Genomic DNA, 11,580 nt, shown 5'->3' with positions numbered 1-11,580 from the left:
GAACAGCGAAATTTAACCTTGTCCAATTAAAAGACAGAACGGTTTTTATATGGTAAATTCCATTCAAAAATCAACAAAGTTTTTTTGTTCGTGGTGAGCTTGTCAAACTATAAAGAAAAACCACCTCATCCAAAGGCTTAGCTTAGGGCAAATGATTTTTGTATGATTTTGACATAAATTGAGTATGATGGCTCTTGAATACGCACACTTACTCACACTTTGTATTAGGTGGTAAACTTTGCTATTCTTATAAATCAATATCACCCCCCACCCTTTCTTTTTATAAGGCATTTGTCGTATCACACAAAATTATAAGGATTATGTTAAATAAATTAGGTTTTAATTGAATAAAATAAAAAACTCTTGATTTTTCAAGAGTTTTTTAAAAATATTTTTACCTTTATAATGCAAATTTTGCCCAAATCGGTGCGTGGTCGGACGGCTTGTCTAAGGCACGAATTTCATAACTAATCTTTGCCTCCACACAATCAGCGATAAGTTTGTCTGTACATAAAATGTGGTCAATACGCAAGCCTCGCTTTGGTGTGTCCTCAAAGCCTTTTGAACGATAATCAAACCAGCTAAATTCATCGTTATTGTTAGGTTTAAATTTGCGATATGTGTCGCTTAGACCGCACGCCATGAGCTTATCATACCATTCACGCTCCTCTGGCAAAAACGAACATGTGCCATTTTTGAGCCAACGTTTTGCGTTAGCTTCGCCAATACCCACATCGTTATCAGTGGGCGAAATATTCATGTCGCCCATAACAATCAACTCTCTGCCCTGCCCTATTAGGTCGCTGATGTATTGGGTCAAATCGGCATAAAACGCCTGCTTCATGGGAAATTTTGTCTCATGCTCACGGTTTTCGCCTTGTGGAAAATACCCATTAATCACATCAATTTCACGCCCACCAATCTCAAATCTGGCATGAATCAGCCGTCTTTGGGCATCTGGGTCAGCAAAGGGAAAGCCTTTTTGGACAAAAATCGGCTTGGTTTTTGACAAAATTGCCACGCCATAATGCGACTTTTGCCCAAAAAATTCCACATGATAGCCCAAATTTTGTACATCGGTTAGCGGAAAAGCCTCATCATGAACCTTAGTTTCTTGTAGTCCGATGATGTCCGCCCCAAGCACATCACGCACAGCAATGAGTTGGTGGGGTCTGGCACGAAGTCCGTTGATATTAAAGCTAACAAATGTCATGGCATTGCTCATGGTTTAAACCCTTGAAAATTCAAAATAAACACCCATTATAACAGCACTTTTAATTTTTTGGAAAAATCATGAACGCACCACGCACCCACATTCAAAAACCTGAACTTTGGCAATTTCCCATGAATTACCCCATGAGCATCATTGGCAACGAAGGCGAACACGACAGCTTACGCCAAGAAGTTGCACTCATTTTGGCAGAGATTTTTCCTGATTTTGACATGGCAAGCGTGGAAGTTCGTCCATCAAAAACAGGGCGTTTTCACGCTTTACGAGTCAATTTATACTTACAAAATGCGGACGAAGTCAATCGTTTGTATACCGCTTTGGATAAAGCCAAAACTGTCAAAACGGTGGTATAATTTAAAAAGTAGTTGAGTCAAGGGTGAACATCATTCACCCTTTTAATAAAAAAATAATTAAAATCAATCAGTTAAAATATACCCACATCAGGGCAAAAATGCCTGCATGAGATGATTGGCATAACGAAAGCCCATTTTGGTTGGGGCAATCAGATTGGGGTCAAACACCATAAACCCTTGGTGTTGTAGGGGCAACAACTCATTATCAATCGTACTGATGAGCAACCCTGTTCGTTCCTCAAAAGTATCCACACTAACACCGCTGGCAAGCCTTAGGGCGTTCATCATAAACTCAAAAGGCAAATCTATCTCATCAATTTTATGAAAATCCACCATTTTTGGGGCATATTCATAACTTAGATAGTCCCTAGGTAGGCGTGTTTTTGCAAAACGATACACGCCATTTGGGTGGCTAGCATGGTCAAGGAGCGTAACCTTGCCATGAGCCCCTGCCCCTATCGCCAAATAATCACCAAATTGCCAATAATTTAGATTGTGTTGACAGGCGGTGTCATCACGTCCCACCCAAGCAGAGATTTCATAGTTGGTAAATCCTGCCTGCAACAATGTCGCCCTACCCTGCTTTTCTATCTCTTCTAGCACATCTTCGTTTGGTAAATCAGGTGGAGTGCGATAAAAAGCGGTATTTGGTTCAATGGTGAGCTGATACCACGAAACGTGTGTTGCACCCGCCTGCAATGCCATTTGAATGTCATTAACTGCCAGTTTAGGTGTTTGCATGGGCAAACCGTGCATGAGGTCAGCATTGATACGAGTAAAGCCTGCTTTTTTGGCCTGCAAAATGGCACGCACCGCATCATCACAGTCATGCACTCGCCCCAACACAGATAAGGCTTGATTGTCAAAACTTTGTACGCCCACCGACAAGCGGTTAATTCCTAGCGATAAGTACTCCTCAAAAGGAGCGTGTTCAAGTGTCGCAGGGTTAGCTTCTAGGGTGATTTCTATATTTTTATCAAATGCTAGCACATTTTTTAAATGTGTAAATAATCGCCCAAATTCTGCTGTTGGTAGCAAAGACGGCGTACCGCCACCAATAAAAATACTATGTATGCTACGCCCCTGAACCAAGTCAAGCTGACTGTCTATGTCCTTAATCAAGGCATTGACATACTCATCAAAAGGTGCATTCATCAACTCTTCTTTGGGTAGAGTATGTGAATTAAAATCACAATAAGGGCATTTTTTTAGACACCATGGCACATGAATATAAAGAGACAAGGGAATGCGTGCAGGGTCCAAAATCAACGCATGATCGCTAGGGTCGCCAAATTCACTCATACTAACTCCGCTGGTTGTTCTAATTTTAGTTTTTTGCCCAAATGCTGTTCTAAGGCAGGAAAGTTGAAACTGTCGCTTTCACTTACAAAACTGATGGCCACCCCTTTTTGTCCTGCTCGCCCTGTTCGCCCAATACGATGTACATAATCATCAGGCATATCAGGCAAAGTATAGTTAATGACATGGCTGACATCATCTACATGAATACCTCGCCCTGCTACATCAGTTGCCACCATGACAGTTAGCTCACCGTTTTTGAAACGTTCTAAGTATTTTTCTCGTTGGTTTTGGGCAATGTCCCCCGAAAGCATGGCGAGACGAAATTGTGAACGCAATTTACCATATAAATAATTGACTTGATCTTTGCGATTGGCAAACACAATGGCTTTTTTAACACCCTCATCTTTGAGTAGATGAGTGAGCATGGTCAGTTTTTGGTCATCCGCCAGCAGATAAAATTTTTGTTCAATATCTTGATTAGTGCGAGTTTCTGGGGCAATTTCCACAAAAGTTGGTCGATAGAGCCAGCGATATGCCAGATTCATCACATCTGTATTAAATGTCGCCGAAAAAAGTAGGCTTTGGCGGTGTGTGTTTTTTGGCATTTTGGCAATCAGACGTTTGACATCAGGAATAAATCCCATATCAAGCATACGGTCAGCCTCATCTAGTACCAATACCTCCACACGGTCAAGAAATAGCTTGCCACGCCCCACCCAATCAATAATCCGCCCTGGCGTCCCTATCAAAATATCAAGTGGTCGCCTGTCTAGCTGTTTTTCCTGTTTATCAAAATCTGCCCCACCCGTCATGCACAAACAGTACAACTCACTAAACTGCACCAACGCCCTACAATCTTGATAAATCTGCTGAGCAAGTTCTCTGGTTGGAGCCAAAATCAAGGCACGTGGCTCACCCAAAAAGCGTGTCTCGTCAGCACAAAAAGGGTGTTTTAATAAATACTCAATGGCAGTAATTAAAAAGGTAGCGGTTTTGCCTGTGCCTGTCTGGGCTTGCCCTATGGCGTCTTGCCCTACTAAGGTGTGTGGCAAAATCTGTGCTTGAATGGGCGTCAGTCGCTCAAATCCTAGTGTTTTGACTGCTTTTAAGGTGGTCGGCGATAAAGGCAGTTGCTCAAAATATTCAAAAGTCATCTTAAATCCAATATTTTTAACATCTTGACATTCTAACACATTTTTATCGTAAGAGCGATTATTTGTACACAGCATGACCAATTCTCACAAATTGATGACTTTTTTTGTTACAATAGACATTTTAAAAAATTTGGAGAAAACAATGTACCGTTTACTTGCCACCGCCCTATTATTTGCCACCATAACCGCTTGTCAAAGCACACCACAACCTACCACGCCTATCATTGCTCGCACCAATGACACCTTTGAGACCACAGGACTTGGCAAAGACAAAGTATCCGCCCAACATCAAGCTCTCAACAATGCCAAATTCCAATGCAAAAGACACACTCCTATTATTTTAAGTGATGAAGTCATCTACAACGGCGTGGTTGATGAAAAAATGGGGCGTGTGTTTGAAAATGGCATGGCGGTCATCGGCTCGGTATTAGGTACAAAAACACCCAACCTAAGCCGTGATGATGATTATGAATATCACATTAAATTTAAATGCGATTAATGACTAGGAATGAGAATGCCCCAACACTCAAACAACATAAACCTAAGCGATTTTTTTAAATTTGTCATCAATCATAAAGCCCTATTATGGACGTTTATTATTTTGACCACGCTGATTGTGTCTGTGTGTTTGGGTGTGAGTTATTCTTATGAAAAACGAGCAATCAAATTGCACCAAGCCCTAAAAGATAATGGCGTAATAACTTATGCGGTTTCTTATCGTGAAATTTGCAATAGTAAAATCCCTGTTAGGTATTATCAATTTACCGTCAATAATACCACCTATCGCAAAAGTTTGACGCCACAGACAGCATCCACTTGTATTGACCCTTTGGGAGATACTGTCAAGATATATTATGTAAAAGACAATCCCCATCTCAATCTAAGTGAGAGCCAATTGCAGGCAGGCGTGAGCAGTAAATTATATTACGCATTAACGGCGATGTTTTTTGCGTTGATATTTTGGTCTTATACATTTTACAAAATCGCCATATCGCATTATGTCTTAACCCAATTAAACAAGCACAATCCCTTGCCCGACAGATATTTAAATAAGGAATAACAATGACCAACCTATCCCCCCAGCAACGCTACCAAGAAGCCTTAGCCACAGGGAATTTTAGCCATGACGAAGTCCAAGCCTCCGCCATTGCTTATTTGGACAAACTCTACCATGACATCATGGCAAACCAAAATACACCGACTGGATTTTTGGCAAGCCTATTTAAATCCAAACCAACCCCTCCCAAAGGTCTGTATATGTGGGGCGGTGTGGGGCGTGGTAAAACGTGGCTTATGGATATGTTTTATGACAGTTTGCCCATTGAGCGTAAAATGCGACTACATTTTCATCATTTTATGAAACGAATACAAAGTGAACTGGTCAAATTACAAGGGCAATCAGACCCCCTAAAAAAAGTAGCAGACATCATTCATGGCGAAGCGGTGGTGATTTGTTTTGATGAATTTTTTGTATCTAATGTATCAGATGCGATGATTTTGGGGGATTTGTTTACCATGTTGTTTGAACGTGGTATTACGCTTGTGGCAACCTCCAACATTGAGCCGTCAGGACTTTATAAAAACGGCATTCACCGAGACCGCTTTTTGCCCGCCATCGCCCAAGTTGAAAAAAACACCACCATCATGAATATTGATAAAGGCGTAGATTATCGTTTGCGTTTATTAAAACAAGCAAAACTCTACACCTCACCATTGTCAGACGAGACCAAAGATTGGCTGTCAGAACGATTTGATACGTTGGCAAATGGTCAAAAAGTTCATACAGACCCCATCATCATCGGCGGACGCACCATCAATATCATCAAACGCACAAAAACCACCCTACTTGCAAGTTTTAGAGATTTGTGTATGGAACCACGCTCTGCCAGCGATTTTATTGAGATTGCCCATGATTTTGATACCGTCATGGTTGATAATGTTCCTGCTCTTACCGATACCCTTATGGACCCTACAAGGCGGTTTATTTACCTTGTAGATGAGTTTTATGACCGTAGGGTTAAACTTTTGGTGCGTGCCGAGCAATCCATTTTGGCGCTGTATCAAGGTGAAAAATTAGCCTTTGAAATTGAACGCACTCGCTCACGCCTATTAGAAATGCAATCTGAAGATTATCTGTCTGAGGAACATCGTGTGGAGTAAATAGAACTTTTTTACAACCATATGATTTATATATAAAAATTATATTCTATCATGGCGGTTTTTTATCAAAAACCCTGCAAAATTGTGCGTTTTGTGGTATAATCATACTTTTTTAGAATTGGAATAATTATGACCGACTCCATTACCCCCATTGGCATTGTAGATGAACTTCGCCAGTCCTATTTGGATTATGCGATGAGCGTGATTGTCTCTCGTGCCTTGCCAGATGTTAGAGACGGCTTAAAGCCTGTGCATCGCCGTGTGATGTATGCAATGCACGAGCTTTCCAATGATTATAACAAACCCTACAAAAAGTCCGCTCGTGTTGTTGGCGATGTCATTGGTAAATACCACCCACACGGTGATACAGCCGTTTATGATGCCATTGTGCGAATGGCACAGCCGTTTAGTTTGCGTTATATGCTGATTGATGGGCAGGGTAATTTTGGTTCGGTGGATAATGACCCACCTGCGGCAATGCGTTATACCGAAGTGCGAATGCAAAAACTCACCCACGAACTGCTTGCTGACCTTGACAAAGACACGGTGGATTGGGAGGATAACTATGACGGCTCTGAAAAAATGCCATCTGTCTTACCGTCCAAAATCCCAAATCTTTTGGTCAATGGGTCGGCAGGGATTGCGGTGGGTATGGCAACCAATATGGCACCGCACAATTTGACCGAAAGTATCAATGCTTGCCTTGCCTATGCCGACAATCCACATATCACAGGCGAGGAGCTGATGAGTCATATTAGTGGTCCTGATTTTCCGACTGGCGGTGTGATTTATGGGCGTTCTGGCATTTATGATGCTTATATGACAGGCAAGGGCAGGGTGCATATCCGGGGCAAATACCACCTTGAACCAATGGAACAAAAAGACCGTGAACGCATTGTCTTTACCGAAATTCCTTATCAAGTCAATAAAGCCAAACTGATTGAACAAATCGCCCAGCTTGTCAATGACAAAAAGCTAGAAGGCATTAGTGCGGTGCGAGATGAATCCGACAAAGAAGGAATGAGAATTGTCATTGACCTAAAACGGGGCGAAAACAGTGAAGTAATGGTTAATAATTTGTTTAACCAAACGCCCTTAGAATCCAGCTTTTCTATCAATATGGTGGCACTTGACAACGGTCAGCCACGCCTTTTGACCTTGCGTGATTTGGTGTCGGCCTTTATTCGCCATCGTCAAGAAGTGGTTACTCGCCGTACCATTTTTGAGTTAAACAAAGCCAAAGTGCGTGGGCATTTGTTGGAGGGTCTAACCATTGCCCTTGCCAATATTGATGAAATGATTGAAACCATCAAGCACAGTGCCAACCGCAGTGAAGCTCGTGAAAATCTGCTTGGCAAAATCTGGCAGGCGGGCGGTGTGGTGGCAATGCTCAAAAACGCCAATGCTGTATCAGTACGCCCTGATGTCATTGATGGTGAGGATTTGAATGCCCCCTTTGGGTTGATTAACGATGACAAGGATTACCGTTTGTCGCCTGAACAAGTAACTGCCATTTTGGATATGCAGTTGCACCGCCTAACAGGGCTTGAACAGGACAAATTAAGCAAAGAATATCAAGAAATCTTGGCAGAAATTGCACGCCTAAATTTGATTTTGTCAGATTTTAAGGTGTTGATGAACTTGATTAAAAGTGAATTGATTGAAATTAGAGATAACTTTGGCGATGACCGCAGAACACAAATTGTGGATGCAAGAGCCGATTTTAGCCGTGCTGATTTAATTCCAGAACAAACCGTTGTGATGACTGTTTCTGCCACAGGCTATGCCAAAACTCAGCCAATCAGCGACTATCAAGCCCAAAAACGAGGCGGTAAGGGCAAATCCGCCACCGCAATGAAAGAAGACGATGTTATTGAACATCTGATTGTAACTTCTACTCACGCCCATATTTTGTGCTTTACCAATACAGGGCGGGTGTTTGGTTTGCGTGGTTTTGAAGTGCCGATTGCTTCTCGTGGTTCAAAGGGTCGTCCTTTGGTAAATTTAATCAATCTTGAAGCCGATGAAAGCGTTACCGCCATTTTGCCTGTGGACGATTTGAAAGCGGACGACAAATTTGTCTTTTTTGCTACCGCAAGTGGTACGGTCAAACGAGTGGCATTGTCAGAATTTGCCAATTTGCGTGCCAATGGGCTAAGAGCAACACACCTTGCCGATGGCGATACTTTGATTGGGGTTGCCATTACAGATGGCAATCAAGAGATTATGCTATTTTCTAATGAAGGTAAGGCCATTCGCTTTAAGGAAAGTAGCATTCGTGCGATGAGCCGTATTGCCAAAGGCGTGCGAGGTATGAAGGTCAATCTGCTTGCCAATGCCTTTGAAGAAGAGGAGGTATCAGATGATGACAATGCAGACGATGAGGGCGGATTTGCCATCAGTCGTGTGGTGTCGCTGGTGGTGCTTGGGGCGGACAGTTGTGGCGAGATTTTGTGTGCTTGTGAAAATGGCTTTGGCAAACGCACACCAATTGCCGATTATCCAACCAAAGGGCGTGGCGGTAAGGGTGTGATTGCCATCAAAACTTCGGAACGCAATGGTCAGCTTGTGAAGGCGGTTTTGACATCGGACAATGACGATGTGGTGCTTATTTCCGATAAGGGAACATTGGTTCGTACGCCTGTTGCTGATATTATGCTTGCCAGCCGTAATGCCCAAGGGGTCAAACTGATTCGTGTAGCGGACGATGAGGTGCTGGTCGGTGTGGCGTGTGTGGAGCACGAAGAGGCTGATGAGAGCGATGGGCTTGAAACGGACGAAATCACACCAAATAGCCAAACCCAAAACGATGATAAATAAGAATAAAAGGCGGATTGATATTCGCCTTTTGTTTGATTTTTAAAATTGATGACGATTGGAGATTTTATGAACACCATTACTATTAATACACTTAACTTTTATCAGCACCCAGAGTGGACAGAAAGTTATGAGGCTAAGCACAATGTTTTTGTACCCTTTTTAAATAGCGATAAAATCAGTGTTTCTTTTGAATATTTTGAAGATGATGAGGCTTTTTTGGAAAGAGTGGCATCTATTTTGACAGAATTTTTGGCATTAACCATAGAAGACCGCCAAAAGATTTCAAGATATGTCTTGCAAAATTGCCAAGAGTTTTTAGAGGCGATTGAATATGATGAATGTGATGAGCCACTTCATCAGCTTATCAAAGATGATAACATACACGGCATTTGGCAATATGTAGAACCAACATCAATCGGTATCAAACATAATGAAGAAACCGATGAAATGTTCATCTTGGTGTATTGTGGTTGTGATTGGGAGCAAGAACACGGATTGCAACTTACCATTAAGCAAGGTATGATATTAACAGCCGTTACAGACATTACCTGCTATCATGAAGATGATGGATTAAATGTTTATTTAAAAGATAATTAAAACTTAAAAAGGTAAAAATAATGCTCACCCTCCACCACCTAAATCACTCTCGTTCATTTCGTATTTTATGGTTATTATGCGAATTAAATGCCTTATATGGCACGCCCTTTGAAGTCATTACACATACTCGCAATAAAAGCCACCTTGCCCCTGATGATATGAAGGTCATTCACCCAATGGGTAAAGCTCCCATTTTGGTGGATAACAATCAAAATAAAACACTCATTGAATCAGGTTTTATCATTGAATACCTATTAAAATATTATGACACTGACAAAAAACTATCACCCAATGATAATTATTGGGAAGATTATACCTTCTGGTTACATTTTAGTGAAAGTAGCATGATGCCTCCGCTTGTCATGCGTCTTGTCATGAGTAAAGTTGCCACCAAATCTCCTTTTCTCATTCGCCCTATTGCCAAAGCGATTGCTGATAAAATAGAAAATTTAATGATTAAAGATAATATTGCCCAAAGTTTTAGTTTATTAAATACTCATTTGGCAAATAAAGAATGGCTAACTGACAAATTCACAGGGGCAGACATACAAACCTATTTTGCGGTAAAGGCATTGCAAAGTCGTGGCGGTATCGGACAATGGGCAAATGTTCAAAAATGGCTCAATCAATGTGAAGCTCGCCCAGCCTATTTGCAGGCAGTCAAAAAAGGTGGGGCGTTGTTTACCTAAGCTGTTACCATAAATTTTGGGATTGGGCATTTTTGTTGTATAATAAGCAAAAAATTAAATACCAAAACCATGTCCAATCACCAAGTTCTCGCTCGCAAATACCGCCCCAAAGATTTTAGCCAACTGTTGGGTCAAACCCATGTCAGCCAAGCCCTATCACACGCCATTGATATGGAGCGGTTGCACCATGCCTACCTGTTTACAGGCACTCGTGGCGTGGGCAAGACGACCATTGCGCGCATTTTGGCAAAATGCCTCAACTGCGAAACGGGCGTCACCAGCACTCCCTGTGGTACGTGCGATACCTGCACCAGCATTGATGATGGACGATTTATTGATTTGATTGAGATTGATGCCGCCTCTCGTACCAAAGTAGAAGACACCAGAGACTTGCTAGAAAATGTCCCTTACGCTCCCACTCAAGGACGTTATAAGGTTTATTTGATAGACGAAGTACATATGTTATCTACACATTCTTTTAATGCCCTACTAAAAACACTAGAAGAACCGCCCGAACACGTCAAATTCATCTTAGCCACCACCGACCCTCAAAAATTACCCATTACCATCGTTTCTCGCTGTTTGCAGTTTGTTCTGCGTCCAATGTCGCAAGAGTTGCTTTATACACATCTTAACAAAATTTTACAAACCGAAAATATTGGTTTTGAAGAATCCGCCTTATGGCAACTGGCACAATCCGCCAAAGGTTCGGTACGAGATGCCCTATCCTTGACCGACCAAGCCATCGCTTTTGGAGGTGGTCATATACACACCAAGACTGTACAAGAGATGCTAGGACTCATTGACAATCTTGATGTTCTTGACTTGCTTAGTGATATTTATCATGACAACCGTTCCAATGTTGCTAATCACATCACTCGTCTACGTGAACAAATGGTAGATGCTACCGCCATGCTTGACCGTTTGGTGGACAGCCTACATTATATGGCACTTTCGCAGATTTTGCCCAACTTACCACTTGACATGAATGACGAACAAAAACAAGCATTTAGTCACCTAGCTAACACCATTCCTGCTGATGTTATACAGCTTTATTATGAAATTTGCCTCAAATCTACCGAATCCATTCGCCTAGCCAGCACACCCATGCAGGCTTTGGAGATGGCAATTTTGCGTTTATTGGCATTTCGCCCCTTAAGCAATCACGAAATAATTAATAATAATCATTCTCGTAATTCAGAAATTGAAAATTCAGAAATTGAAAATTCAGAAATTGAAAATTCAGAAATTGAAAATTCAGAAATTGAAAATTC

The 11,580-nt window shown here is 41.7% G+C and carries 11 protein-coding genes; 8 read left to right on the top strand and 3 right to left on the bottom strand.

Features of this window, described 5'->3' with window-relative positions; all coding sequences use genetic code 11:
- Nucleotides 1–400: 400 nt before the first annotated feature.
- The gene (gene xthA / locus MOB01S_RS00425; protein ID WP_066800156.1) at nucleotides 401–1,213 is read right to left on the bottom strand and encodes an exodeoxyribonuclease III; all 813 of its coding nucleotides are present in this window, start codon (nucleotides 1,211–1,213) and stop codon (nucleotides 401–403) included.
- 80 nt (nucleotides 1,214–1,293) lie between these two features.
- On the opposite strand from xthA, the gene MOB01S_RS00420 reads away from it, so the two are divergent.
- Nucleotides 1,294–1,584: a YbeD family protein gene (locus MOB01S_RS00420; RefSeq protein ID WP_066799960.1), complete on the top strand. Its 291-nt coding sequence runs from the start codon at nucleotides 1,294–1,296 to the stop codon at nucleotides 1,582–1,584.
- Between the two features lie 87 nt (nucleotides 1,585–1,671).
- On the opposite strand, the gene hemW is transcribed toward MOB01S_RS00420, so the two are convergent.
- Nucleotides 1,672–2,886 (bottom strand): radical SAM family heme chaperone HemW, encoded by a 1,215-nt coding sequence (hemW, locus tag MOB01S_RS00415; protein ID WP_066799956.1) that lies wholly within the window; start codon nucleotides 2,884–2,886, stop codon nucleotides 1,672–1,674.
- Entirely contained in the window at nucleotides 2,883–4,040 is a 1,158-nt protein-coding gene (locus MOB01S_RS00410; RefSeq protein WP_066800153.1) for a DEAD/DEAH box helicase, read from the bottom strand. The genes hemW and MOB01S_RS00410 overlap by 4 nt, the downstream gene beginning before the upstream one ends.
- Nucleotides 4,041–4,182: 142 nt before the next feature.
- Between MOB01S_RS00410 and MOB01S_RS00405 the strand changes: the two genes are divergently transcribed.
- The 7 genes from MOB01S_RS00405 to dnaX all read left to right on the top strand — a co-directional run.
- Entirely contained in the window at nucleotides 4,183–4,539 is a 357-nt protein-coding gene (locus tag MOB01S_RS00405; protein WP_066800150.1) for a hypothetical protein, read from the top strand.
- 15 nt (nucleotides 4,540–4,554) lie between these two features.
- On the top strand, nucleotides 4,555–5,100 hold the full coding sequence (locus MOB01S_RS00400) for a hypothetical protein (RefSeq protein ID WP_066799953.1): 546 nt from the start codon (nucleotides 4,555–4,557) through the stop codon (nucleotides 5,098–5,100).
- Between the two features lie 2 nt (nucleotides 5,101–5,102).
- A complete protein-coding gene (zapE, locus tag MOB01S_RS00395) occupies nucleotides 5,103–6,200 on the top strand; it encodes a cell division protein ZapE (RefSeq protein WP_066799950.1) in 1,098 nt (365 codons plus the stop codon).
- 129 nt (nucleotides 6,201–6,329) lie between these two features.
- Nucleotides 6,330–9,020 carry a DNA gyrase subunit A gene (gyrA, locus tag MOB01S_RS00390; protein WP_066799947.1) on the top strand — a complete coding sequence of 897 codons (2,691 nt, stop codon included), beginning with the start codon at nucleotides 6,330–6,332 and terminating at the stop codon, nucleotides 9,018–9,020.
- A gap of 66 nt (nucleotides 9,021–9,086) precedes the next feature.
- Nucleotides 9,087–9,617, top strand: coding sequence for a DUF6985 domain-containing protein (locus MOB01S_RS00385; protein ID WP_066799944.1), 531 nt, complete (start codon nucleotides 9,087–9,089; stop codon nucleotides 9,615–9,617).
- A gap of 20 nt (nucleotides 9,618–9,637) precedes the next feature.
- Nucleotides 9,638–10,306: a glutathione S-transferase gene (locus MOB01S_RS00380; RefSeq protein ID WP_066799941.1), complete on the top strand. Its 669-nt coding sequence runs from the start codon at nucleotides 9,638–9,640 to the stop codon at nucleotides 10,304–10,306.
- 69 nt (nucleotides 10,307–10,375) lie between these two features.
- A partial coding sequence (gene dnaX, locus MOB01S_RS00375) for a DNA polymerase III subunit gamma/tau (RefSeq protein WP_157073845.1) occupies nucleotides 10,376–11,580 on the top strand: 1,205 nt, incomplete at its 3' end.

It is taken from the genome of Moraxella oblonga NBRC 102422 (assembly GCF_001598275.1).
Lineage (GTDB): Bacteria > Pseudomonadota > Gammaproteobacteria > Pseudomonadales > Moraxellaceae > Moraxella > Moraxella oblonga.
The sequence above is the reverse complement of the archived record's forward strand: the minus strand, read 5'-3'. Positions and strand labels throughout refer to the sequence as shown.